This window comes from Acinetobacter sp. ANC_7511, assembly GCF_056779975.1.
Genome location: NZ_JBWYIY010000007.1, coordinates 12,473 through 37,264, shown reverse-complemented (window position 1 = coordinate 37,264; position 24,792 = coordinate 12,473). Strand labels below are relative to the sequence as shown.

24 protein-coding genes are annotated in these 24,792 nt (G+C 41.7%); 4 read left to right on the top strand and 20 right to left on the bottom strand.

The features are described from left to right. Positions 1-105: 105 nt before the first annotated feature. The gene (locus AC1M9L_RS06025) at positions 106-300 is read right to left on the bottom strand and encodes an NF038215 family lipoprotein (RefSeq protein WP_035267295.1); all 195 of its coding nucleotides are present in this window, start codon (positions 298-300) and stop codon (positions 106-108) included. 144 nt (positions 301-444) lie between these two features. Here AC1M9L_RS06025 and AC1M9L_RS06020 point away from each other — a divergent pair, with 144 nt between their 5' ends. Both AC1M9L_RS06020 and AC1M9L_RS06015 read left to right on the top strand, forming a co-directional pair. Continuing rightward, positions 445-1,305, top strand: coding sequence for a 1-aminocyclopropane-1-carboxylate deaminase/D-cysteine desulfhydrase (locus AC1M9L_RS06020; protein ID WP_481591601.1), 861 nt, complete (start codon positions 445-447; stop codon positions 1,303-1,305). Between the two features lie 102 nt (positions 1,306-1,407). Continuing rightward, positions 1,408-2,607, top strand: a complete 1,200-nt coding sequence (locus tag AC1M9L_RS06015; RefSeq protein ID WP_481591600.1) for a BaiN/RdsA family NAD(P)/FAD-dependent oxidoreductase — start codon at positions 1,408-1,410, stop codon at positions 2,605-2,607. 120 nt (positions 2,608-2,727) lie between these two features. On the opposite strand, the gene AC1M9L_RS06010 is transcribed toward AC1M9L_RS06015, so the two are convergent. The 3 genes from AC1M9L_RS06010 to AC1M9L_RS06000 form a co-directional block, all read right to left on the bottom strand. Next, positions 2,728-2,937: a hypothetical protein gene (locus tag AC1M9L_RS06010; protein WP_481591599.1), complete on the bottom strand. Its 210-nt coding sequence runs from the start codon at positions 2,935-2,937 to the stop codon at positions 2,728-2,730. A 66-nt stretch (positions 2,938-3,003) separates the two neighbouring features. Beyond that, positions 3,004-4,683: a mechanosensitive ion channel gene (locus AC1M9L_RS06005; RefSeq protein ID WP_481591598.1), complete on the bottom strand. Its 1,680-nt coding sequence runs from the start codon at positions 4,681-4,683 to the stop codon at positions 3,004-3,006. A 201-nt stretch (positions 4,684-4,884) separates the two neighbouring features. Next, positions 4,885-5,136, bottom strand: coding sequence for a hypothetical protein (locus AC1M9L_RS06000; protein WP_035267289.1), 252 nt, complete (start codon positions 5,134-5,136; stop codon positions 4,885-4,887). A gap of 158 nt (positions 5,137-5,294) precedes the next feature. On the opposite strand from AC1M9L_RS06000, the gene AC1M9L_RS05995 reads away from it, so the two are divergent. After that, positions 5,295-5,717: a hypothetical protein gene (locus tag AC1M9L_RS05995; RefSeq protein WP_481591597.1), complete on the top strand. Its 423-nt coding sequence runs from the start codon at positions 5,295-5,297 to the stop codon at positions 5,715-5,717. Positions 5,718-5,816: 99 nt separating this feature from the next. Here the strand turns inward: AC1M9L_RS05995 and AC1M9L_RS05990 are convergent, their stop codons facing one another. Continuing rightward, the gene (locus AC1M9L_RS05990; protein ID WP_481591596.1) at positions 5,817-6,578 is read right to left on the bottom strand and encodes a ferredoxin--NADP reductase; all 762 of its coding nucleotides are present in this window, start codon (positions 6,576-6,578) and stop codon (positions 5,817-5,819) included. Positions 6,579-6,662: 84 nt separating this feature from the next. Here AC1M9L_RS05990 and gigC point away from each other — a divergent pair, with 84 nt between their 5' ends. Further along, positions 6,663-7,541, top strand: coding sequence for a LysR family transcriptional regulator GigC (gene gigC / locus AC1M9L_RS05985; RefSeq protein ID WP_180028048.1), 879 nt, complete (start codon positions 6,663-6,665; stop codon positions 7,539-7,541). Positions 7,542-7,569: 28 nt separating this feature from the next. Here the strand turns inward: gigC and AC1M9L_RS05980 are convergent, their stop codons facing one another. From AC1M9L_RS05980 to ndhC, 15 genes are all read right to left on the bottom strand, one after another. Continuing rightward, entirely contained in the window at positions 7,570-8,559 is a 990-nt protein-coding gene (locus AC1M9L_RS05980; RefSeq protein ID WP_481591595.1) for a hypothetical protein, read from the bottom strand. A 118-nt stretch (positions 8,560-8,677) separates the two neighbouring features. After that, positions 8,678-9,313 carry a uracil phosphoribosyltransferase gene (upp, locus tag AC1M9L_RS05975; RefSeq protein WP_035267277.1) on the bottom strand — a complete coding sequence of 212 codons (636 nt, stop codon included), beginning with the start codon at positions 9,311-9,313 and terminating at the stop codon, positions 8,678-8,680. Positions 9,314-9,445: 132 nt separating this feature from the next. Beyond that, positions 9,446-11,002, bottom strand: coding sequence for an NADH-quinone oxidoreductase subunit NuoN (gene nuoN / locus AC1M9L_RS05970; RefSeq protein ID WP_035267275.1), 1,557 nt, complete (start codon positions 11,000-11,002; stop codon positions 9,446-9,448). A gap of 3 nt (positions 11,003-11,005) precedes the next feature. Further along, complete coding sequence (nuoM, locus tag AC1M9L_RS05965; protein WP_092766950.1) at positions 11,006-12,625, bottom strand: NADH-quinone oxidoreductase subunit M; 1,620 nt, start codon at positions 12,623-12,625, stop codon at positions 11,006-11,008. 1 nt (position 12,626) lies between these two features. Continuing rightward, positions 12,627-14,522 carry an NADH-quinone oxidoreductase subunit L gene (gene nuoL, locus AC1M9L_RS05960; RefSeq protein WP_092766949.1) on the bottom strand — a complete coding sequence of 632 codons (1,896 nt, stop codon included), beginning with the start codon at positions 14,520-14,522 and terminating at the stop codon, positions 12,627-12,629. Beyond that, the gene (gene nuoK, locus AC1M9L_RS05955; protein WP_004695395.1) at positions 14,519-14,827 is read right to left on the bottom strand and encodes an NADH-quinone oxidoreductase subunit NuoK; all 309 of its coding nucleotides are present in this window, start codon (positions 14,825-14,827) and stop codon (positions 14,519-14,521) included. Before nuoK ends, nuoL begins: the two co-directional genes overlap by 4 nt. Then, positions 14,827-15,345, bottom strand: a complete 519-nt coding sequence (gene nuoJ / locus AC1M9L_RS05950; protein WP_171076777.1) for an NADH-quinone oxidoreductase subunit J — start codon at positions 15,343-15,345, stop codon at positions 14,827-14,829. The genes nuoK and nuoJ overlap by 1 nt, the downstream gene beginning before the upstream one ends. Next, positions 15,345-15,887 (bottom strand): NADH-quinone oxidoreductase subunit NuoI, encoded by a 543-nt coding sequence (gene nuoI / locus AC1M9L_RS05945; RefSeq protein ID WP_035267267.1) that lies wholly within the window; start codon positions 15,885-15,887, stop codon positions 15,345-15,347. The genes nuoJ and nuoI overlap by 1 nt, the downstream gene beginning before the upstream one ends. Before the next feature lie 18 nt (positions 15,888-15,905). Beyond that, positions 15,906-16,916: an NADH-quinone oxidoreductase subunit NuoH gene (gene nuoH / locus AC1M9L_RS05940; protein ID WP_035267266.1), complete on the bottom strand. Its 1,011-nt coding sequence runs from the start codon at positions 16,914-16,916 to the stop codon at positions 15,906-15,908. Positions 16,917-16,919: 3 nt separating this feature from the next. Beyond that, the gene (gene nuoG, locus AC1M9L_RS05935) at positions 16,920-19,598 is read right to left on the bottom strand and encodes an NADH-quinone oxidoreductase subunit NuoG (RefSeq protein WP_481591594.1); all 2,679 of its coding nucleotides are present in this window, start codon (positions 19,596-19,598) and stop codon (positions 16,920-16,922) included. 11 nt (positions 19,599-19,609) lie between these two features. Continuing rightward, the gene (gene nuoF / locus AC1M9L_RS05930) at positions 19,610-20,941 is read right to left on the bottom strand and encodes an NADH-quinone oxidoreductase subunit NuoF (RefSeq protein ID WP_035267262.1); all 1,332 of its coding nucleotides are present in this window, start codon (positions 20,939-20,941) and stop codon (positions 19,610-19,612) included. Next, entirely contained in the window at positions 20,938-21,447 is a 510-nt protein-coding gene (gene nuoE, locus AC1M9L_RS05925) for an NADH-quinone oxidoreductase subunit NuoE (RefSeq protein WP_035267260.1), read from the bottom strand. The genes nuoF and nuoE overlap by 4 nt, the downstream gene beginning before the upstream one ends. 12 nt (positions 21,448-21,459) lie before the next feature. Further along, positions 21,460-23,247 carry an NADH-quinone oxidoreductase subunit C/D gene (gene nuoC, locus AC1M9L_RS05920; protein WP_035267259.1) on the bottom strand — a complete coding sequence of 596 codons (1,788 nt, stop codon included), beginning with the start codon at positions 23,245-23,247 and terminating at the stop codon, positions 21,460-21,462. Between the two features lie 88 nt (positions 23,248-23,335). Continuing rightward, positions 23,336-24,016, bottom strand: coding sequence for a NuoB/complex I 20 kDa subunit family protein (locus AC1M9L_RS05915; RefSeq protein ID WP_035267257.1), 681 nt, complete (start codon positions 24,014-24,016; stop codon positions 23,336-23,338). Between the two features lie 6 nt (positions 24,017-24,022). Further along, entirely contained in the window at positions 24,023-24,571 is a 549-nt protein-coding gene (gene ndhC / locus AC1M9L_RS05910) for an NADH-quinone oxidoreductase subunit A (RefSeq protein WP_035267255.1), read from the bottom strand. Positions 24,572-24,792: the final 221 nt, after the last annotated feature.

Below are 24,792 nucleotides of genomic sequence, written 5' to 3'. Positions count from 1 at the left end.
TTTTTTAAATATTAAAATTATTCACTATTTATCTTATTATTTTTAGCGAATTAGTTTGCTGTATAAATTAAATACAATTGATTTTATAAAAATAGCCAAGTCATGCTAATCATCATCTGACAGTGCTTCATTATATGCAGTTTCGTGCGGAGACAGACGATAGTCCCTTTCCTGTACAGGTACGCCAGCAATAATCATACTTCGTGCTTCAGTTTTTGGTTTGTTTAGAAAATCCTGCTCACAGCCTAAGGCCGTTAAAACAAACAAACCCAATAATAAAATGGATAGAGATTGCTTCATGCCACCCTCCCAAAATTCCGTTTTCTTTCAGATTAGCACTTTTGATTATTTTTTAAACATATTTTTTCACTGTTTTTCAATTTATCCTAGTAAGAGCTAAGATTCGAAATCCGCTATACTCTTAAAAAACCAAATTCTCGCACTATGTTTGATACGATAGCCCAACAGGTTCAAGATCAGGAAATTTCTTTAAACGGTTTAAACATCACAGTTCGCCGTTTAGACCAAATTCATCCACATATCTCTGGAAATAAGTTTTATAAACTGAAATACAATTTTATTGAGGCAAAACGTCAAGGCTTTCAAAATGTAATGACCTTTGGTGGGGCTTATTCAAATCATATTGCCGCCACAGCGTTTGCTGCGCATCAATTTGGCTTTCAGTCTATTGGGATCATTCGTGGTGAAGAACTCAAAAACTCAGCCCGCAATCACACCCTCGCCACCGCAGAACGTTTTGGTATGGCGCTGCATTTTATCTCACGAGAAGCATATCGACACAAAAATGATCCTGAGTTTTTAGCTCACTTAGCACAACGCTTTCCTGAAAGTTATTTAATTCCAGAAGGTGGCACCAACTCGCTTGCCATTCAGGGCACTCAAGAAATTTTAAAAGATGCTGATCAGACCTTTGACTTCATTTGTTGTGCTGTCGGAACAGGCGGTACGATTTCAGGATTGATTGAACGCAGTTTAAACCATCAAAAAATTATTGGATTTTCTGCGTTAAAAGGCAATTTTCTGAATGATGAAGTAAAACTACTGACGGGTAAAAAAAACTGGCATATCACTGATGATTATTGCTTCGGAGGCTATGCCAAAACTCGACCTGAACTGATTCAATTTATTGAAAAGTTTGAATATGAATACCGTATTCCACTTGAACAAGTCTATACAGGAAAAATGATGTTTGGCATTCATTATCTTATACAACAAAACTATTTCCCCAAAAACGCTAAAGTTTTAGTCATTCATTCGGGCGGGCTTCAAGGTCGAACGATTTAGTTGATCTTGCTTCTGCTTCTGTTCGCTTGAATTAATCCGATAATGCTCAGTTCATCTTAATTTACCGTTATAATTGCGCTGTTTCGTTTTTTGATTATTTTCATGTCTTCCAAGCAATACGATGTTTTAGTAATAGGTGCGGGTGCATCTGGTTTAATGACCGCATATATGGCTGCTCAACGTGGGCGTCGTGTCGTGGTGGTTGAAAAAGCCAATAAAGTAGGGAAAAAAATTCTCATGTCAGGTGGCGGTAAATGTAACTTTACCAATCTGTATGTTGAGCCTGACAACTATATTTCACATAACCCGCATTTTGTTATCTCAGCACTCACTCGTTATACCAATTGGGATTTCATTGCCTTGGTCTGCGAATATGGCATTGAATACGAAGAACGTAAACACGGTCAGCTCTTTACCCTCAACGGCGCGAAAGAAATCTTAGCCATGTTACTTGCTGAATGTGACAAAACTGGTCTAGTCGACATCAAAACCAGTTGCGAGGTGAAAGCCGTCAACGCCCTTGAGGAGCACGGTTTTCAAGTAGCAACCAATTTAGGTTATTTTGAAGTTGAATCTGTCGTGGTCGCATCTGGTGGTCTCTCAATTCCGACGCTTGGAGGCTCAGGCATTGGCTATGAGATTGCTAAACAATTTGGACACTATGTTTATCCGACTCGTGCAGGTCTAGTCCCCTTTACTTTTTCTGATGGTTTCAAAGAAGTGACGACACGACTCAGTGGCAATGCTGTTGAAGCGACATTAAGCAATCATCTCAATAGCTTTACTGAAGCACTCTTGTTTACGCACCGTGGTTTAAGTGGTCCAAGTTCTTTACAGCTCTCAAACTATTGGGATGTGGGTCAAAGTTTTAAAGTCGACTTTTTACCGAGTCTTGATCTCTTGGATTTTTTTAAAACTAGAAAACAAAATCAACCTAAAGTGTTACTCCGCACCTTACTCGCTGAACACTTACCCAAGAGTGTCGTAGTTGAATTGCAACAGTTGATTTGGATGGATCAAGCTGACATATCAATCGGTAATATCAGTGATGAGAAGTTAGAGACGATTGCCCAGCGCCTTCATGCATTTGAAGTTAAACCTTCTGGGACTGAAGGATACCGTACGGCTGAGGTGACTTTAGGTGGAGTTGATACCACTGAAGTTTCCTCAAAAACAATGGAAAGTAAAAAGCAAAAAGGACTTTTCTTCGTCGGTGAAATACTCGATGTAACTGGCCATTTAGGTGGATTTAACTTTCAATGGGCTTGGTCATCTGCACATGCCGCATCTGAGTATGTCTAATTAACAACGAGTATTGTTCATTTTTTCATTAAAGGGGGCATCCTTTGCCCTCTTTGAATATTGTCCCTATTGATCAATCGAATGCTTCATTATTGATTTATCTTTTCTAAAGGAAGTAATTTATGAGGGTCTTTGGGCGTTGGTATCAGTTGAATCAATCATTTGTGTGGTTGGATCTGTTACTACATCATCAATAGATGGTGTATTGAGTCTGTTGTTTTCAGTAGCTTTTGAATTTGCAAAAACAAAGCGGTAAGCGCTTGCTAAAAAACCCACGGTGATACCCGCAATCACTATTGGGGCGAATAATTTATTAAATTTCTTACTCATAATTTTTACTCTTTTTCATGAGGATCAGCCAAACCATGCTGACTGATCCTGACACAAATTTACATGTTATTTAGGGTCATTTTTTGATGGTGTATTTTGATCCGACTCTCCTGTAGATCCATAAGGATTATTCAATGGTTGAGTTGGTGCCTCTACATCAATTTGCGTGGGTGGAATGTCTTCGTCTTGATATTCTTCCGCAACAGTTGAAGCATCCATTTGCTCAGTAAGTGGTGGAGTGACTTGTTCAGGCTGATTTGGTCTTGGCTTATTCGCGTCAGATTTCGCTTTATCGATTAAGTCAGTCAACAATCGCTCTGCAGGTTGGCGACCACCTAGACCAAAAGCAAGCGCAAAAGCGACAGCAACCGCTCCAAGTGTTAATCCAAAGGCTAAGTTTACGATTGAGTCAGCGATTCCCATTGCACGCAAGCCCATTGCCACGACTAAACCAATGATCAGTACTCGGACAAGATTCGCTAACCAATGTGCGCTATTGGTCTCACCACGCTTCACCACATTGGCAACAAGATTTGCTAACCAGAAACCAATGACGAGGATAACTGCACCTAAAAGTACATTCGCTCCGAAATAAATGAACATCGCAATCAAATCACTAATTTGATCGAAGCCCAAACGATTCGCAGCTTCAGACACCGCAAAGAGCATGGTGAAGAATACAATCAAATGACCGACAACTTTTGATATTTTGGTTTGACCCAAAAAGCGTTGCATATCGAGCTTTTGAGGAATGTTATCAATACCTGTCCCAGCGATTACTTCAACTACAAGATTAGATACGAAACGTGAGACCACATAAGCAATGATCAGGATTAAACCTGCTGCGATGATATGCGGAATTGCATTCATAATTTCATACAACATTGCTGTTGCTGGTTGTGAAATCGCGTCTACACCCAAAGCCTCAAACGCAATAATCAGTGAAGTAATGATTACTAAGGCAAATACAAATGATCCTAATAGCTTAGGCAGATTGGAATTTTTAAAAACTCCGATTTTTTCAGCTTGCTGTTGAACATTCAAACTTGAAAGTAGTCCTTCGACAATACCGCGTACAATTTTTGCCAAAATGTAACCAACAAATAAAATCACACCTGCCATAAAGATATTCGGCAAGTATGCAACGGCTTCAGTCACCATATTCTGAACTGGATATAACAAACCATTTAAGCCCAAAATAGACAGCACGATCGGTAAGAACAGCAATAAAATGAGCCAGTAAACAATTTCACTGATATTTTGGCTAAATGAGCTCACACCAACGTCTTGACTGAGCTTTTCATCCAATTGTGTACGACTGAGTAGTCGAGTTAATCCAACTTTGACTAAATTTGCTACGATCCATCCAATAAAACCAACTGCTACCGCAGCCAATAATTGTGGGATAAATAGTAAGAATTGTTGAACCATATTACTAAACGGACCACTCACACTGGTCAGGTTTAAAACGTTGAGTGAACCGATAACAGCAATAATGAGGATCAGCCAGAAAACGACTCTGGAGATGATATTTTCTATATTTGAGCGATGTCCTGTCGCGCTACTCAATTTTTGATTGGTATTTAATTTTGCAAGTACCTTCTTAACCCCTGCGGCAACGATTAAAGCGATGATCCATCCTATGAGTAAAATGGCCACTGCAGCAATAATTGGTTGGAATTGCTCCCAATAATACATTGCATCAAAGCCCCCATTTCGAGTGAAGCCGTTATATTCATCATTCATTGGTTACGCCTCTTCTTATGTTAAGTGTTCTGAATTACGATTGATTTAATTCTTTTCCCTAGATCATTTTTCGATCGCGTCATCACACCATAAATTTCGAATATTTTTTAATCAACTCAAAGCATCATAAATACAACACATTGTTGCAAATCAAGAAAAAACCCAGCCTAAGCTGGGTTTAAACATGAAAAGTGTAGTGGTTTATTGGTCGTTTGCGACCGCAGTAACGGTATTATCCACTGCTGAATCTGTTGCCGTTGCTGTATCTGCATTATCTTGAGTTGCAGGAATAGTCGTATCAGCAGGAATTTGACCTGGTGTTGGTTCACGATCAGCGAGCATATAGAAAATGAAGGCTGCTAAAAAAATACCAACGATAATCAGAATATACACTGGGATCTTACTTTTCTTCTTTTGATCATTATGGGTCGGATGATTGGATTGATCTACCATGATGCCCCTCTTATGTATTTTGATGATTTTTTATACTAGCAATCTATCATGTTGTTTTGTGTGAAAAAACATTATCAATTCGTACTGATCAAAGCACATGAGCTGTGATGCAAAATAGAGTATAATATGCACCCTCCTCATTTTTATTGTCGATCTGTATGACCTATCGCCGACAAAGTGTCTCTTTAGATTTAGACACAGATGTCACTCATGCCTGTTCTTTGCATCATACCCGTGATGGGCATTTGATTGGAATTATTGAGTTTACGAAACCAAGCTATGTGCTGAAGTGGGGTGACTTAGAGTATTTCCGCCGTCGCACTGAAGAGTTTTCGGTGATGCCCTTTCCTGAATGTGTCAACGGCATGATCATCGACATTCGTAACATCGCTTGCTTCTTAGATAATGAAGTACCCATTATTCCTTGGCGTTTACTCGAAGAAGAATGCCCAATTCGTTTAGTGGTTCCACACGATCGTTTGGAACATTATGCAGGTTTATTTGAACCGACTTGGCTCACGAGTGATGTAGATACTGCGATTCAAGAGATTCGTGAATTTATGGATATGTTTGTCCATTAAGTATGTCGCATAGTATTCCTATGTAATTTAGAAAAAAACCTCCGAGATGGAGGTTTTTTGCCGTAATTCCCTCACCCAAAGAGAGAGGGTGATTAGGACTTACCAATAGTTCTCTACTGCAATATTTCCTTCACCACGGCGATTCATGGTCAGGCCACGGGCTTTCAGTGCCTCTTTTGTATCTTCAACCATTTGGGGATTCCCACACAGCATGATATGTGACGTTTGCGGATTAAAATCGAGACCAACGGTTTTCTCTAACGCTCTATTTTCGATCAATACTGGCAATCGATCATGCAATGGTGCATTTGGATCACGTGTAATAATTGGCACAAATTTAAATCCTGTATGACCCTCACCAAAGGTATCCGCAACTTCCTGAATTCGGTCTACGTAAGCCAATTCACTTGCTGTTCTCACACTGTAAACCAAATGAATATTTTTATATTTTTGCCATACTTCAAAGTCTTGCAACATAGAAATAAATGGTGCGAGCCCCGTGCCTGTCGCCAATAACCACAGGTCATTTGGCATAGGTAACTGGTAACGTGCTAACGTCAAAAATCCATAAGGAATCTTTTCCAAATAAAGTTCATCATCAACTTTGAGATGTTGTAAATTTGATGTAAAAGCACCATCTGGTACAACAATTGAAAAAAATTCTAAGGTTTCATCAAAAGGCGATGAAACGACAGAATACGCACGTACCACTAAATCATCGCCAACTTTCAAACCAATACGCGCGAACTGCCCTGCGGTAAATTTAAAATGTGCGGGACGTGTCATGGTAAAGCTAAATAAAGTGTTGGTCCAACGATGTACAGAAAGGACTTTTTCTACGCTAAATTTTTCAATTGACATAATTTCTACGTGGCATGACAGACTGCGCTCATGGTAGCATGACAATATAATTTATTAATATTTTTTCACATTAAGGCTTCATTCATGCGCATGACATTACGCCAACTGGCTGTTTTCGTAGCTGTCGCTCAAGAGGGTACGGTAACTAAAGCAAGTGATGCTGTACGACTCACACAAAGTGCTGCAAGTATGGCGTTAGCAGATCTTGAAGATGGTCTCGGTGCACCATTATTTGATCGCTTAGGAAAACGATTACAACTGAATGACTTGGGTCGTTTTTTACTTCCACAGGCGCTTGAAATTTTAGGTCGATGTGAATCATTTGAACAAGCGGCAAAAGGCGAGCTTCAAAGTATTGATCTCCGTATTGGGGCGACTTTGACCATTAGTGATTATTTGATGCCTGATTTAATGGCTGATTTTCTTCAATTACAACCACAAGCACATTTGCAACTTCAAGTGGGCAATACGCGTCAAATGATTGAAGCTGTTAATCAATTCCAACTTGATTTAGCCCTTATTGAAGGTTCATGTCACTTACCTCAATTACAATCGATCCACTGGCGTGATGATGAGCTTGCTGTGTGTTGCTCACCAGATCATCCCCTAGCGAAATTAGACCGCCCTCTGACCATTGAAGACTTTAAACAGGCTGAATGGATTTTACGTGAAGAAGGTTCAGGGACTCGTGAAGTCTTTGACAACGCAATCCTGCAAGACTTACCGAATGCCAATATTCGTTTAACTTTGGGTCATAATGAAGCTATTTTGAAAATTGTTGCTGGTGGTTTAGGCATGTCATGTATTTCAAAATTAGCTATTGAACCATTAAGAGAAAAAGAGCAACTGGTGATTTTAGAAACGCCGTTCTGGCAACTCACACGTCCTTTATTTATGTTAGTACACCGTCAAAAATATCAGGGACCTGGTTTAAAAGCCTTTATGAAATTCTGTGATGCTTAATAAAAAAAGCTCCTCATTGGAGCTTTTTTTATTTCTCAGCTTCTTTCTTTTGTTCTTTGATAATGTGTTCTTGTTCTACCGCATAAATTTTTGCTTTTGCGTCTTGCTCTTCTCTGTATTGCTCATATTTTTGAAATCCCCAAACACCCAGATTAATGAACACTAAAATAGGGACAATACTTGCAAATATCCATGGATTAAATTGCTTGTTTGGATCTTTTATCTTCTTGGCTTTTTTCTTTGATTTTTTATCAGCTCCGAATTCATCAACACGCGAACTCGTAATGAATTTTTGCGCATTAAATTTTAATTGAAAATGCGTTTTAACATCAGGGAGTTCTTTACGTACAACTTTTGGTGGGCGCCCTTTTGCATGGGTTGGCTCGGGTAAATGATCATCTACGTTCTCTTCAGGCGCACTCTCATTCAAAGGTTGAACTTTCGTAAGTGGTACGACAGCTGACTCATCTAAGACTGGCACACGGCGACTTGGCTTTGATTCGAGCATTTCTTTAATTTGCTCTTCCTCAAGAGGTTCACCTAAGGAAATTTTAGATACTGGATCTGAAACTTGATCTGCATGATGTTCAGCACCAGAACCATCCAACACGATTGATTCTTTACTCAGTGTATTAAAATTTAGTTCAAAATCTTGGATTTGTGTTTGTGAGTCAAGCGTACTTTCCTGATCTGCAAGACGCTTTTCGATCAGCTCATCTAGCTCTTGTTCAAACTTCTTAGACTCACCTTCTAAATCTTCGTGCGCACGATAAAAAAGTTGATTCAAGGGTTGTTCGACGCGTGCATGTTTATTGTCCAACCGCACGATAAATTTTGCATGACGTTGGTCGTCTTTATCGACCACGATACATTTCACACGCTCACCAATTTGAGGCGCGATACTGGAATTTGCCATGTCATTCAATACGAAATGTACATCAAAATCATGATCATTGATTTTGATAATTCCTGCTTTCAATGCAGGGTCGTACGAATGTAAAACACCCCTGTAAAACATGTTATTTCCCCAGCATAAAAAAGATTGATTCTTAGTAATTAGTTTTTTTAAATTTATCGTTGAATCAAAATCTTAATAAAAAAGGAGGCCTTAGCCTCCTCTATAATTTAATCAAATTTTAATCTTTTTGTACAGAACCAAAAATTTTATCGCCAGCATCCCCAAGACCCGGAACGATATAACCATTCTCGTTTAAACCGTTGTCTACAGCTGCGGTAAAAATGACAACATCAGGATGTGCTTCTTCCACACGTTTAATGCCTTCTGGTGCTGCAACCAAAACCATCACTCGGATATCTTTACAACCACTCGCTTTAAGGACATCAATAGCAGCAACCAATGATGATCCAGTCGCAAGCATTGGATCAATAATCATCGCTATACGGTTTTGTACGTCAGGTACCAATTTCTTATAGTATGTACGTGCTTCTAATGTTTCCTCATCACGCTCTAAACCAAGAACAGAAACTTTTGCACTTGGAATAAGATTTAAGAAACCATCAAGCATACCAATGCCAGCACGTAAAATTGGTACAACAGTAATTTTTTTACCTGCAATACGCTGTGTTGTCACCGGGCCATTCCAGCCATTAATTTCGTGATCTACAACAGGTAAATCTTTGGTTGCTTCATAAGTCAGTAACATTGTGACTTCTTGCGCTAACTCACGGAAGTTCTTCGTGCTGATATCTGCACGGCGTAATAAACCTAATTTATGACGAATGAGCGGATGACGAATTTCTTGGATTGGCACGGGAGAACACCTGAAGCATAAATGTAAATTCTGTCTATTATAAATGTTTTTAATATAAGAAATAAGAAAAGCCCTCAATGAATGAGGGCTTTTTTTGTTAACAACAATAGTTTTTTTAGATTAATCGATCAACTATTGAAGAACGATATGTAATGGCGCGATCAATTGTGCTTGATTTGCCATCGCAATGACTGGATCTGGATATACACCGATTACAAGCACTGCAAGCGCAGCAAGCAATACCATAATACCACCCACTTTTTGACCCCAATGTTTATCAGCATCAATACGTGGAGTGTCTGGTGGCGTCATATACATGACGATCATGACACGTAGGTAATAGTATAGACCAATACCAGAACCCACAATGATCATCGCAGCGAAGAACCAATGTGCTTCAGACACAACTGTCATGATCAGCATGAATTTACCGATGAAGCCTGCAGTTAACGGAATACCTGCAAGAGATAGCATCATCACAGTCAGGGTTGCCGTCAATACTGGACGACGCCAGAATAGACCACGGTAGTCTGCAAGTGATTCTGCTTCGTCATTGTTGTTGTATGGGCTAGACATCAACGCTACAGCACCAAACGCACCAATCGTCGTTAATACATACGTTAATACATATAAACTTACTGACGTTAAGCTTAAGAAAGATGTCGTAACAACAGCAAGGAATAAGTAACCAAAATGCGCAATTGACGAGTATGCCAAAATACGTTTTAAGTTCACTTGTTTCACTGCAAGCATGTTACCAATCAAGATTGATAACACTGCAATGACGATCAAAATCGTTTTGATCGATTCGATACCAATTACACCTGAAGACAGTAAGTAACGTACGAATAAACCAATCATTGCAACTTTAGCTACAGTAGCAAGGAATGTTGCAATTGGTGCTGGAGCACCTGCGTATACATCTGGCGTCCATTTATGGAATGGCGCTAAAGACAATTTAAATGCAACAGCTGCGATGATTAAACCAAGACCTAAGATTCCAAATACAGTGGTAAGTTTCTCACCAAATTGAGGAATATAAGCTTGCAGCGCCATCATCAATTGAGGATCTTGAGACTTAGTTAACGCCCAGAACATATCATCCACTTGACCCGCAAATGATAATGAACCTAGAACTGAGTAAACATAAGCCATACCCATCAACAACATTGCAGAAGCAGTTGCTGAAAGTACAAGATATTTAATACCCGCTTCGAGTGACTTACCGCGTTGGTAGGTATAAGCAATCAGACCGTACACTGGAATCGACATTAACTCTAAGCTAATGAAGAATGATGCAAAGTGTGAACTTGTTACCATTAACATTGCCCCTGAAACAGAGATCAACATTAATAGATAAAGTTCTTCACGATTATCTTTATAGGTTTCGATATATGCATGTGACAGTGTGCAACAAGCCAATGCAGCAATCAAAATAATCACTTGATAGAACAGACCAAAAGCATCAACCATAAATAGGTTCATGACATTTGGTGAGATCTGAGAACCTGTAAACAACGTGAATAGAATATTCAACAATGCAAGGTTAAGACCGATAACAGATACTGTCGCAATCAAATTATGATTACGTTTGATTGCAGTCAAAATCATTACGATGATTGCTGTTAAAGCAACAATCATCACAGGAGCTAATGGCATTAGCTCAGAAAATGATAGTGTGAAGTTCATGACTTATTGCATCTCCACATTTTCGAGTTGAGTTGTGGCTTGTTCAACCACTTCAACTACTTCTTGTACTGGAATGTAGCTATTCGCAATCCAAGCCAAACTTGATTCTGAAATATCAAGGAAGCTTTGTGGATACAAACCAAGCCATAACAGACCGAACGCACAAATTAACAAAATACCAAGCTCACGCGCATTAAGATCTTTTAATGGGTTCGCATAGTGTTGTTTTTGCTCTTCGTTTGGCACACCAAATAACGCTTTATGAATCAGGATTAAACCATATAGACCCGCAAATACTAAGCTGATCGCAGCAATAATCGTGAATGTAGGGAATTGAGCAAATGCACCCATCAAGATGAGGAACTCACCAATGAAGTTACCTAAGCCAGGGATACCTACAAGCGCAGCAATAAAGAACATCAAGAAGAATGGTAAATACTGGAATTGACCACGAATACCACCCATCAAGCGTAAATCACGTGTGTGAAGACGCTCATACACTTGACCACACATAATGAATAATGCTGCTGACGATAAACCGTGAGCCAACATCATGACCATCAGACCTTGGAAGGTCAGGATGTTACCTGCGTAGATTGCAAGTAAAACAAAGCCCATGTGTGAAATCGACGTATACGCCAACAAACGTTTCATATCGGTTTGCTGGAAAGCACACCAAGCACCGTAGAAGATACCAATTAAACCGAAAATGATTGCTACATCAGCAAACTGCGCTGAAGCAACTGGGAAGAATGGAATGACGAAACGAAGTAAACCGTAAGCCGCTGTCTTAATTAAGATACCCGCAAGGTCTACAGAACCTGCTGTAGGTGCTTGTGCGTGCGCGTCTGGTAACCAACCATGCAAGGGGAAAACAGGAAGTTTGACTGCAAAACCAATAAACAAACAAATCATAAATGCAAAGGCAATTGATGACGTTTGTGGGTTAGCATCCAATGTATTCGCAACAGCGAGTAAATGGTTATAACTGAAGCTGATTGTATCTGTCATCATGAAACCGTAGATCACAAGACCTAAGATACCAATCAACATGATCAGACCAGCCACCTGCGTGTAAATAAAGAATTTAGTCGCAGCGTAAACACGAGATTTACCAGAAGCACCTTTGTGGCCCCAGAGTGCAATCAAGAAGTAGATTGGAACGAGCATCATCTCCCAGAAGAAGAAGAACAAGAACAAATCAACAGCCAAGAATACACCGATCACGCCACCTAAAGACCATAAAAGGTTTAAGTGGAAGAAACCAACGTTCTTCTGAATTTCACCCCAAGAACAGCCAACCGCCAATACACCTAGTAAAGCAGTTAAACCGACCATTAGAAGTGAAAGACCATCCACCGCTAAGTGGATGTTAATGCCAAGGGTTTGAATCCAAGGTACATAGAACTCTGCAGACCAAGTCGGTACAGTTTCACCAATTTGGTAGCTGTAGGTACCTGATTGCCATAAAGCAACGGTCATGCCCAAAGTAATGAGCATACCCACAAGTGCAATATAACGTGGTAGGTGTTGATCTAATTTATCAACGACCCAACAAATAAAACCAGCAATGAACGGAATGAGGATCAGCGCGGGTAAATACCAGTTATTGATGTTTTCCATCTTATTTCCCCACGATCTGAGTCACGATCAGAATCATGATAATCACCACGATACCGAACGCCATGCTCGATGCGTACTCACGCAAAGAACCTGTTTGACGTGAACTAGTGAAGCTATGACCACCTTTAACAATCGCTGGCAATACAAGCCATACGCCATCAATCGGGTCACGACCAATCATTTTTGCAATAAATAAGTAAGGTTTTACAAACACGAGGTCATATAACGCATCGAAACCAAGCGCATTACGACAGATATTTGCAAGTCCAGCACCCAATGAAGTGCGAGCAAAACCTTGAACTGCTTTATAAGCAAAAGCAAATAAGACAACACCAACCGCTAAACCAGCAAGTGCGATTGCAATAGCGACATATTCTGCACCATGCGCACCAGCTTCTAGCGCTTCAGGAATAACAAATGCAGGAATTTGTGCTGCATCAAGAATACTCATGACTGGCGCTTTAAGTACGATTGCCAAACCTGTAGAAAGGACAGCAAGAATCGCTAAAGGAGCCCAGTAAGTTGCACCTTTGATTTCGTGATATGGCGTTTTCTCTTCGCCAAAGAACACAATCCAAATTAAACGGAAAGTATAGATTGATGTTAAGAATGCACCAGCCACACCGACCCAATACAATGTATTGAATACAGGTAAACCTGCGATATGACTTTGTGTCCACACAGCCGCCAGGATTGCGTCTTTTGAGAAGAAACCAATCGTTAAGAATGGAATCGCTGCTAAGGCACCGCCACCGATCGCGAAACAAGCAAATAAGAATTTATTACGCTTGAACAAGCCACCCATTTTGAAAATGTTTTGTTCGTGATGGTATGCAAGAATCACCGCACCTGATGACAAGAACAACAACGCTTTGAAGAATGCGTGAGTGAGCATGTGGAACAAGCCTGCTTGGTATGCTTCAGCACCTACAGCCATAAACATATAACCGAGCTGACTCATTGTAGAGTAAGCAAGAATACGTTTGATGTCTGTTTGAACCAGTGCAGCAAAACCTGCAACTAATAATGTTACCGCACCTGTGATTGAGATAAACACCATGACTTCTGGTGCCATTTCAAATACAGAGAACATACGGCAGCATAGGTAAACACCTGCTGTTACCATTGTTGCAGCATGGATTAATGCAGATACTGGTGTAGGACCCGCCATCGCGTCTGCTAACCATGTTTGTAATGGGATTTGCGCAGATTTACCTGCAGCACCCAAGAACAACATTAATGCAGTCCAAATGGTTAACGATGAGCTTTGTGTCATTACCACAGGCGCAGCAGCAACGATTTCAGCAATATTCAATGTTCCAAATTGTTGGAAAATTAAGAATAATGCGATGAGTAAGAAAACGTCACCAATACGTGTCACGGTGAATGCTTTAATTGCAGCAGCACCATTTGCTGGATTTTGGTAGTAATAACCAATCAGCAAGTATGAGCACAGACCAACACCTTCCCAACCTAAGAATAACAACGCAAGGTTGTCACCCAACACAAGCAATAACATGCTTGCTACGAATAAGTTGAAGTAAGAGAAGAAACGTGCAAAGTCTTCTTCACCACGCATATACCATGATGCAAAGATATGAATTAAGAAACCCACACCCGTAATCATGCCAAGCATAAGTAAAGATAAACCATCTAAGTGCAAGCTAATACCTGGCTCAAAACCACCCACACTGAACCAAGTCCAAAGGTGAGTCACTTGAGATGTTTCACCGCTGTTGATGAAATTCATACCAGCCAATAATGCACATAGTGCTGAAAGACCAACTGAACCCACACCAATAATGGCAGCTACAATTTCAGGAAGCTTATTACGCCCTGCCGCTAAAAGGATAAAACCAATGAGCGGAAATAATATGGTTAATGCTAATAAACTCATCCGCGCATCTCACTAGCAGCATCTACATCCAAATGATGGAAGCGATGATAGAACTGAAGGACGATCGCAAGCCCGATACACGCTTCTGCCGCAGCAAGCGTTAAGATCAAGATAAACATGATCTGACCATCTGGTTGCACCCATGCACTACCAGCGAGGACAAATGCAAGCGCAGCTGCATTCATCATGATCTCAAGGCTCATTAACATAAATAGAAGGTTGCGTCGCACCATTACACCGTAGAAACCGAGTGCAAAAAGAATGGTTGCAACAATCAAACCATGCTCTAAAGGGATATTACCCATTATTCTTTTTCCTCTTCTGCACTTGGTTCACGTTTGCCTAAGTGGAATGCAGCAACTAACGCAGCAAGCAATAACATTGCGGCAACTTCAACCAATAATAAATATTGTGTAAAGAGTGCTTGACCAACTTCTTTAGGGCCTACAACTTCTGTACCCATTAAAGGACCAGAAATGCTGTGCTCTGAAGTCATTGTCCAAACTAAAACTAGACCCATTAAAAAGCTCATCAATGCAGGGTAAGCCCAAGCATCAGATGTTAACCATTTACGTTCTTGTTCAACAGTTTGAGAACCAAGGTTCAACATCATCACAACGAAGACGAAAAGAACCATAATGGCACCAGCGTAAACAATAATCTCAAGTGCACCTGCAAATGGTGCACCAACGATCATGAACATACCAGCAACTGCAAGTAACGAAACGATTAAGCTTAAAAGTGCGTGTACTGGATTCGCATTAGTCACAACACGAACCGTAGAAACGATGGCCACAAGTGCCATCAAATAAAATGGCCACATCATGGTAATAAGCTCCGTACATCGACAGGTGCGCTTTCACGCTGAGCCTGACCTTTGTCTTTACCAGCTACAGCCATACCAGTTACACGGTAGAAGTTATAGTCTGGATATTTACCAGGACCAGAAATGAGCAAGTTTTCTTTCTCATAAACTAAGTCTTGACGAACGTATTCACTGAGTTCGAAATCAGGTGTCATCTGAATAGCAGTTGTAGGACATGCTTCTTCACACATACCGCAGAAAATACAACGAGAGAAGTTGATACGGAAAAATTCCGGATACCAACGACCATCTTCTTTTTCAGCTTTCTGTAATGAAATACAGCCAACAGGGCAAGCTACAGCACACAAGTTACAAGCTACACAACGCTCTTCACCATCTGGGTCACGTGTCAATACGATACGGCCACGGAATCGTGGTGGAACGATTTCTTCAGCTTTAACTTCAGGGTATAAAATAGTGTCACGTTTACGTGTTGCGTGGCTAAATACCATCCACAACGAACGTACAATTGACCCAAACCCAGCTAGAATTTTATACATAATGTTCTCCCTGCTGTCCTAGGCCTGATTCATCAGAATCACAGCACCAGTCACCAACAAGTTGACCAACGCTAAAGGCAAACAAATCTTCCAACCAAAGTTCATCACTTGGTCATAACGTGGACGCATTAATGAACCACGTGCCAAGACAAACATCATCACAAAGAATGCTGTTTTAATCATGAACCAAAATGCTGGAGGTAGGAAATCTAGACCAAATGGTGCTAACCAACCACCGAAGAATAAGGTTACGATCAAAGCTGAGATCAGGACAACGTTGACGTATTCCGCAACGAAGAACATCCCCCATTTCATACCACCATATTCGACATGGTAACCTTCCGCCAATTCTTGTTCCGCTTCTGGTTGGTCAAATGGGTGACGATGCGTTACCGCAACACCTGCAACCACGAAGATGAGGAAACCTAAGAATTGTGGAATGACAAACCATACATCTTTTTGAGCTTCTACGATTTCACGCATGTTGAATGAGCCTGCAATTGCAACCACACCCATCAAGGAAATACCTAAAAAGACCTCATAAGAGATCGTTTGAGCTGCTGAACGAAGACCACCGAGTAATGCATATTTATTGTTTGATGACCAACCACCAAATAAAACTGCATACACTGCAATACCCGCCATTGCCATAAAGAACAATAGACCGATACTCATGTCTGCAACACCTAAATAAGGTGATACAGGGATAACCATGAACGATAACACCGCAGTTGCCATTGCAACTGCTGGAGCTAAACGGAAAGTCAATTTATCTGCAAACTTTGGTGTCCAGTCTTCTTTGAACATGATTTTCAGCATGTCGGCAACAATCTGGAACATCCCCCCAGGACCTACACGGTTTGGACCGTAACGGTCTTGCCATAAGCCAAGTAAACGACGCTCAATGAAAGACATCAACGCAGCAATCAAAACTACAACGAGCAAGATCACAATCGCTTGAACTACAGAGTAGGCAATTGGCCAGTTCTCAGCCCAAAGCGGCGTTTGACGGATTAATTCTTGTTCCATGAATTATGCTCCTACCGCGACTGATACAGGCTCAGCTAACGATACCGTTGGCGCGAGACCAATTGGGTAACCAATATAACCTGTAGGTAAATATTCAATGACTTGAACAGGAAGAACGATCGAAGCCTCACCTGCTTTCACAGTAATGTTTTGGCCATCTTTCACATTCAAGCGCGCTGCATCTTGCTCACCCACTGCAAATACCGCTTCTGGAATACGAGACTCCATTGCAGGTGTTTTCACTGTGAATTCACCAGATCCAAAAATATGATGCATTGGAACAAGGCGGAAACTCTCAGCATTTACAAGAACTGGTGCTGGTGCAACGAATGTGCGTGCTGGTAATTTCGCAAGGCGATCAAATAAACGAATACCTGAATCACCACCTTTTAAAGAACCGCCCACTGATTCTTGGAACTTATTCCAAGCTTGTGGCGAGTTCCAACCTGCTGACCATGCAAATGGAACTAACGCTGACGGCGTTTGGTTCCCGACATAACCTTCCATCGAGAATGTTAATGCAGAGTCTTGATCTGTTGGCTGTTTAGGCTCATGAACAGACAACGGCGCACGAAGTGAAGTACGACCAGAGTAACGACGTGGTTCACGTGCCACTTTAAGACCATGGACACGGAATCCTGCATCTGGTGCTACATCTTGAATCGCTTCAAGCGCAGGTACATTCTTAGCAACTGATTCGATGACATCATCAAGCACAGTCCAAGAAATTGCTTTGCCTTTCACGCCAGTTTCAATGGCATGTAACCAACGCCAAGATTCTTTGATCGCAAGTTCTGGTTTATAGTAACTTGGGTCATATACTTGATAGAAACGTTGTGCACGGCCTTCTTGAGATACCACAGTACCGTCACCTTCAGCAAAGCTCGCTGCAGAAAGAACAATATTCGCTTTTTTCACCGTTTCAGTTTCTGAATGGTCAAGCACGATCACGTCTTTACCAGACAAAGCAGCATCTACTTGCACTGCAGGTAAACGACGATAAAGGTCGTTTTCTACAATCACGACAGTGTCATAGTCTTGTGCAAATGCTTGCTCAAGGCTGTTACCGCCAAAGATTGCTAAGCCCATTGAGTTCACTTCAGGAACCGTCAATGTTAGACCCGCATTGCCCAGATTCTGTGCAACTTGTGCAGCAGCTTCCATAATTGCAGCTTCTTGCAAGCTTGTACCAGAGATAATCAATGGTTTTTTTGCAGCTTTTAAAGTGTCAGCAATGGTTTGAGCAAATGCTTTTGCATCTTCTTCTAAACCAGTCATACTTTCACCTTTCACCGCCGCAGCAACAGCGAAACCTAAACGTGCGATATCATTTGGAGAAGCAACGACTTCACCAGTAGCTACATCAGATAAACGTGTTTGAGTCGCAGCCAAGATATAAATTGGTGATTTTTCGTCTTGAGCAATACGTTGTACTGGCTCAGCCAACCATTCTTGTGTACGGCGTTCTGCAGCCATTTCTTTGGCTTTGTTCTTCGCAGCTTGACGTACTGACAATGCCATACGTGGTGCAGTTTGTGTTAAATCTTCACCGAGAATTAAGACAGCATCGTAGCTTTCAATTTCACGCATACCTGGGTTATATACACCCTCGGTTTGCATAATTGATGCAGCAAGTTCAACCAAGTTTTGCTCTTTTTGAGACATACCTGTTGAATAGTTTGCTTGTCCAACCAATTCACGAAGCGCAAAGTTAGACTCAAGAGATGCACGTGGAGAACCAATACCCAATACTTTTTTGCCTTGGATTTTCTCAATCACGGTGTCTAACGCTGTATCAACTGAAACAGTCTCTACATTGCTACCTGAACGGAATTGCGGTTGACGTGGACGGTCTTCACGGTTCACATAACCCGTACCGAAACGGCCTTTATCGCACAGGAAGTATTGGTTGACTTCACCGTTAAAACGGTTTTCTACACGACGTAATTCACCATAACGCTCACCCGGAGAGATGTTACAACCTGAAGAGCAGCCTTGGCAGACGCTTGGCGCATACTGCATGTCCCATTTACGGTTATAACGTGCAGAGTGTGTTTTGTCTGTGAATACGCCCGTCGGACATACTTCAGTTAAGTTACCCGAGAACTCAGACTCTAAAGTACCTGATTCTGGACGACCAAAATAAACACGTGAAGCGTTTGCATATACACCGAAGTCTGTACCACCTGCGTAGTCTTTATAGTAACGAACACAACGGTAACATGCGATACAACGGTTCATCTCGTGTGCAATGAACGAACCAAGTTCTTGGTTGTAATGCGTACGTTTCGTGAAACGGTAACGACGACGGTCATGTTGTGTCATCACAGTCATATCTTGAAGGTGACAATGACCACCTTCCTCACAGACTGGACAGTCATGTGGGTGGTTCGTCATCAAGAATTCAACAATAGATGCACGGAAATCTTTTGCTTCTTTGTCTTCAATCGAGATGTAGGTATTGTCAGCTGCAGGTGTCATACATGACATAACTAAACGACCGCGAGTATCTTCTGGATTCGCGTATTGAGTTACAGCACATTGACGGCAAGAACCGACAGAACCTAAGGATGGATGCCAACAAAAGTACGGGATATCAATACCCAAAGACAAGCATGCTTGTAGCAAGTTCTCTGAGCCATTGACTTCATACGATTTGCCATCGACATGAATTGTAGCCATAGTCGAATTCCTTAAGCTTGTTCTACGTTGCTAACTTGAGCAGCGGCATTCACCACTTTTGCTTCAAATTCGCCACGGAAATATTTGAGTGCACCCATGAGTGGTTCCATAGCACCAGGAGCGTGAGCACAGAAAGTCTTACCAATCCAAAGCTTACGTGTAAGCTCTTGCAAATGATCGATGTCTTCTTTCTTGCCTGTACCATCTTCAAGTGCTTTAAGCGCTTTCACCGCCCAAGGTAAACCATCACGACATGGTGTACAGAAACCACATGATTCACGCGCAAAGAATTCTTCTAAGTTACGTGTTGCTGAAACCATACATTGAGTTTCATCAACCACCATGAGCAAACACGTACCTAAACGCGAACCTGCTTTCATGATGCTTTCCGCATCCATTGGAAGATCGATGTGTTCAGCTGCCAAAAAGTCAGTTGATGCACCACCTGGTAACCATGCTTTAAGCTTTAAGCCATCACGCATACCACCCGCATGTTCTTCAATCACTTCACGTGCAGTTGTACCAAATGGAAGCTCCCAAAGACCAGGGAATTTCACTTTACCTGATGCACCATAAATTTTTGTGCCAGGATCTTTCGACTTACCTGCAGATAAATTGATATACCACTCAGGACCACGCAGCATAATTGCTGGTAAGTTATTGTAAGTCTCTACGTTGTTCACAATCGTAGGACGACCCCAAGCACCTGCAACTTGCGGGAATGGTGGTTTTGTACGTGGATTTGCACGGCGACCTTCAAGCGAGTTAATCAATGCAGTTTCTTCACCACAGATATAACGACCCGCACCAGTATGCACATGTAGTTCAAAGTTCCAGCCAGAACCAAGGATGTTTTCACCCAAGTAGCCTTTGGCACGAATTTGTTCTAAAGCTTGGTTCAAATACTTCGCAGCTTCGATGTATTCACCACGGATAAAGATATAACCATGGGTTGCTTCAAGTGTATAACCTGCAATTAACATCCCTTCGATCAATTGATGAGGAAGTTTTTCCATCAACAGACGGTCTTTGAATGTACCTGGTTCCATCTCATCGGCATTACAAATCAAGTAACGAGGACCTGAATTGTCATTTGGTGCCATGAGCGACCATTTAATCCCTGCAGGGAAACCAGCACCACCACGACCTTTCACAGTCGCTGCTTTAATGATTTCCAATACATCTTTAGGCGGCATTGTGAGTGCTTTCTTGAAACCCTCATACCCTTCAAGAGATTCATAGTCCTCAACACTATGAACAAATTCTTGCTTGCTCAAACGCCATGTTAATGGGTGAGTTTCTGGGTTACCGTCGCCATAAATCGGTTTTGGTTCAGTATTCATACATACTTCTCCAATAACTGTTTCACTGAAGAAACTTCTACTAGGCCGTGAGTATCTTCATTAATCATCAAGGTTGGACCCTTATCACAGTTTCCTAAACAGCAAATCGGGAGCAAAGTAAAACGACCATCAGCAGTCGTTTGACCAAATGAAATCCCGAGTTCGCGTTGGAATGCTTCTGCTAAAGTTTCTGCACCCATCAAGAAGCAAGCAATAGAATCACAAAGCAAAATTACGTTGCGACCTACTGGCTGGCGGTAAATACGGTTATAGAATGTTGCCACACCTTCCAAATCAGCAAGGCTCATTGACAACATCTGCGCAATCGCATTCATTTGCGCATCATCCACCCAACCATTACGACGTTGAACACATTTAAGCGCATCTAAACATGCCGCACGTGGGTATGGGTAATGACCAATGTGATGCTCGATTTCGTGGATTTCTTCCGCAGTTAAAATCCCTTCGACATTCACACGTGGCTTTTTATCAGTCAAAATCATCATAATGCGTACCCCTTAGCGATCCACGTCAGCCATTACGACATCAATCGTCGCTAAATAAATGATTAAGTCAGATACAAGACTGCCGTTAATTACAGAAGGAATTTGCTGTAAGTGCGTGAAGGTTGGTGTACGAATACGGGTACGGTAACTCATCGTTGACTTGTCTGAAGTCAAGTAGTAGTTCGATGCACCTTTTACCACTTCCGCCATAACAGATGCTTCACCTGCTGGCATGACAGGACCCCATGACACGCTTAAGAAGTGCGTAATCAAAGTTTCAATGTCTTGTAGTGTCTTATCTTTCGGTGGTGGAACAGCCAATGGGTGATCCGCTTTATAAGGACCAGATGGCATGTTATCCAAGCACTGTTTGATGATTTTTAAAGATTGTTCGATTTCACGGTAGTGAACGATCACACGTGCATATGCATCGCCTTCGTATTCTACAGGCACTTCGAAGTCGTAATTTTCATAACCGCTATATGGACGATATTTACGTACGTCAAAATCAATACCTGTTGCACGTAAACCTGTACCTGTTACACCCCATGCCAATGCAGATTTTGCATCGTATTGCGCAACATTACGGGTACGACCTTCAAATACCGAGTTTTTAAGTGCTGCAGTATGATATTCCTTCAAACGTTTAGGCATCCAATCCAAAATTTCACGGATCAAATGTTGCCAGTTGTTTGGAAGATCGTGTGCAGTACCACCGATACGGAACCATGCTGGGTGCATACGGTAACCCGTGATTGCTTCAATCGCGTCATAGATCTTTTGACGATCGGCGAACATATAGAATACTGGGGTCATACCGCCGGCATCCTGAATCGCTGTACCGATATAAAGCAAGTGGTTATTAATACGGAATAGTTCCGACATCATGACACGAATACATTGCGCACGTTCTGGCACAGTGATCCCTGCCATCTGCTCCACACCCATCACATAAGGCATGTTCTGCGCACAACCACCTAAGTAGTCAACGCGGTCAGTATACGGAATGAATGAATGCCAAGTTTGACGTTCAGCCATCTTTTCCACACCGCGGTGGTGATAACCGATATCAGGCACACAGTCTTTCACTTCTTCGCCATCTAACTGCAAGATCACACGGAATGCACCATGCGCAGATGGATGGTTAGGACCCAAGTTCAAGAACATGAAGTCTTCATCAGCATTACCGCGTTTTAGACCCCAATCTTCAGGTACAAAACGTAAATGCTCTTGTTCAAAATCTTGTTTCGCTTGGTTCTGACGATAAGGTGTGTATTCAGTCGCACGTGCAGAATATTCTTTACGCAACGGATGACCTTCCCAATACGTTGGCAATAAAATACGACGGAGCATTGGATGCCCTTCGAAGTTAATGCCGAACATATCGTAAGCTTCACGTTCGTACCAGTTGGCATTTGGCCAAATGTTGGTTGCTGTTGGAATATTGAGATCAGACTCATTCAACGCAACTTTAATACGAATATCCGTATTACGCTCTAGTGACAACAAGTGATAGAACACAGTGAAGTCAGACGCAGGTAACCCATCGCGGTGAGTACGTAAACGCTCATCTACCGCTGACAAGTCAAACAACATCACGTAAGGACGTGACACTGTACGCAAGAACATTAATACGTCTTGTACACGTGAGCGCTCAACCCAGACTGTTGGAAAGTCTTCAAAAGTCGTTTGCACGTAGAAATTCTCACCAAACTTGGTTTTGAGCTCTTCTACAATTGCAAATGCTGGGCGTGAATCAACTGGAGTTGATTCTGGCATAGCAATGTCAGTTTCAGCCATTGGCTTGGCTTCCTATTTAATACAAATTCATTCAACCAAAACGACAATTACACCCAAGCGGGTGCATCAATATTATTTGCCGTTAAGATTATTTAATTTCATCCATAGAGCGTAAGTGTTTTACTGCAATACGTTCAGCATTCTTACGGTCACGTTCAGGCTGCATCTTTGGCTTATAAACTGGCTTAAGATCATCACCGATCACCGCAGAAAGCGGACGACGCTCTAATTGAATTTGGTCTTGCAATAACATCAACGCTTGGATTAATGCTTCAGGACGCGGTGGGCAACCTGGAATATACACATCCACTGGAATGATTTTATCGACACCTTGTACAACCGAGTAAATGTCATACATACCGCCAGAGTTTGCGCATGCACCCATTGAGATCACCCATTTAGGTTCTAACATTTGCTCATAAAGGCGTTGAATTACAGGTGCCATCTTGACGAAGCATGTACCCGCAACAATCATCAAGTCCGCTTGACGTGGTGAAGCACGAATTACTTCGGCACCAAAACGTGACAAGTCATGCACGCCTGTTAAAGTCGTTGCATACTCTACGTAGCAGCAAGATGTACCAAAGTTGAACGGCCAAACTGAGTTTTTACGACCCCAGTTTACTGCTGTATGCGCCAAATCCTCTAAACGAGTCATGAACACATTCTTATTCACTTCTTCTTGTAGAAGCGGATCTTCTACAACGATACGCTCTTGAAGTGGATACTGATCAGCATCCGGATTCGCACGGGTTAATGTATATTTCATCCCGTATTACTCCTTATCAGATGATGTAGTCGTTGGCGAAGCTTTTACACGACCAGATGATTGCGCTGGAATTTGACCTGTAGGGTCAACCACCAACTCCTCAATTGAGTTGAAGCGAGTAATTTCTGCGAGATCCATATTTGGCGAACCAATTTTAGGTTTAATCCCTGCTGCTTTACGCTTATCAGATGGCGCCCAATTTAATGCACCAGTAGACAACTCATAAATCAAGCCAACGAGTAAAACTAAAATAAATACAGCTGCTGCTGCAAAACCGATCCAACCCACTTCACGAACTGACGCAGCCCATGCATAGAGATAGAGCGCTTCTAAGTCAAACACAACGAAGAAGATTGCAACCAAATAGAATTTTGCAGATAGACGAATTCGTGCTCCACCAGCACTAACTACGCCTGACTCGAACTGCTCTTGCTTAGCACGTCCCCACGATTTACCCCCTAGGAGTAGCGGGACAGTGAGCATAAAGACGCATAAAAATGTAACGCCGATCACGAAGGCAATTATTGCCCAATCGTATGGAGTAATGGCACTCATGCGGGGATAACTCCTGGCAGGCCTATTTATTAACAAAGAATGTATGTATTGGCCTTCAAATACACCAAACACAAAATTAATCCCGCCAATTGTACCTGATTTATGATTTCTGTTGCTAGCCAATCCCTCTAAGTCTTTAGGATGAATTTTGCCCTTTTTCCAGATTTCATGGTGATTAAAGTCAATAAAACCTTATTTAATCGTAGAAAGTTATCAAGGTG

Bases quoted from the DNA above. Each gene is read 5' to 3' on its own strand.
- AC1M9L_RS06025 (WP_035267295.1), bottom strand. From the start codon at position 300: ATGAAGCAATCTCTATCCATTTTATTATTGGGTTTGTTTGTTTTAACG.
- AC1M9L_RS06020 (WP_481591601.1), top strand. From the start codon at position 445: ATGTTTGATACGATAGCCCAACAGGTTCAAGATCAGGAAATTTCTTTA.
- AC1M9L_RS06015 (WP_481591600.1), top strand. From the start codon at position 1,408: ATGTCTTCCAAGCAATACGATGTTTTAGTAATAGGTGCGGGTGCATCT.
- AC1M9L_RS06010 (WP_481591599.1), bottom strand. From the start codon at position 2,937: ATGAGTAAGAAATTTAATAAATTATTCGCCCCAATAGTGATTGCGGGT.
- AC1M9L_RS06005 (WP_481591598.1), bottom strand. From the start codon at position 4,683: ATGAATGATGAATATAACGGCTTCACTCGAAATGGGGGCTTTGATGCA.
- AC1M9L_RS06000 (WP_035267289.1), bottom strand. From the start codon at position 5,136: ATGGTAGATCAATCCAATCATCCGACCCATAATGATCAAAAGAAGAAA.
- AC1M9L_RS05995 (WP_481591597.1), top strand. From the start codon at position 5,295: ATGACCTATCGCCGACAAAGTGTCTCTTTAGATTTAGACACAGATGTC.
- AC1M9L_RS05990 (WP_481591596.1), bottom strand. From the start codon at position 6,578: ATGTCAATTGAAAAATTTAGCGTAGAAAAAGTCCTTTCTGTACATCGT.
- gigC (WP_180028048.1), top strand. From the start codon at position 6,663: ATGCGCATGACATTACGCCAACTGGCTGTTTTCGTAGCTGTCGCTCAA.
- AC1M9L_RS05980 (WP_481591595.1), bottom strand. From the start codon at position 8,559: ATGTTTTACAGGGGTGTTTTACATTCGTACGACCCTGCATTGAAAGCA.
- nuoN (WP_035267275.1), bottom strand. From the start codon at position 11,002: ATGAACTTCACACTATCATTTTCTGAGCTAATGCCATTAGCTCCTGTG.
- nuoM (WP_092766950.1), bottom strand. From the start codon at position 12,625: ATGGAAAACATCAATAACTGGTATTTACCCGCGCTGATCCTCATTCCG.
- nuoL (WP_092766949.1), bottom strand. From the start codon at position 14,522: ATGAGTTTATTAGCATTAACCATATTATTTCCGCTCATTGGTTTTATC.
- nuoK (WP_004695395.1), bottom strand. From the start codon at position 14,827: ATGGGTAATATCCCTTTAGAGCATGGTTTGATTGTTGCAACCATTCTT.
- nuoJ (WP_171076777.1), bottom strand. From the start codon at position 15,345: ATGTGGCCATTTTATTTGATGGCACTTGTGGCCATCGTTTCTACGGTT.
- nuoI (WP_035267267.1), bottom strand. From the start codon at position 15,887: ATGTATAAAATTCTAGCTGGGTTTGGGTCAATTGTACGTTCGTTGTGG.
- nuoH (WP_035267266.1), bottom strand. From the start codon at position 16,916: ATGGAACAAGAATTAATCCGTCAAACGCCGCTTTGGGCTGAGAACTGG.
- nuoG (WP_481591594.1), bottom strand. From the start codon at position 19,598: ATGGCTACAATTCATGTCGATGGCAAATCGTATGAAGTCAATGGCTCA.
- nuoF (WP_035267262.1), bottom strand. From the start codon at position 20,941: ATGAATACTGAACCAAAACCGATTTATGGCGACGGTAACCCAGAAACT.
- nuoE (WP_035267260.1), bottom strand. From the start codon at position 21,447: ATGATGATTTTGACTGATAAAAAGCCACGTGTGAATGTCGAAGGGATT.
- nuoC (WP_035267259.1), bottom strand. From the start codon at position 23,247: ATGGCTGAAACTGACATTGCTATGCCAGAATCAACTCCAGTTGATTCA.
- AC1M9L_RS05915 (WP_035267257.1), bottom strand. From the start codon at position 24,016: ATGAAATATACATTAACCCGTGCGAATCCGGATGCTGATCAGTATCCA.
- ndhC (WP_035267255.1), bottom strand. From the start codon at position 24,571: ATGAGTGCCATTACTCCATACGATTGGGCAATAATTGCCTTCGTGATC.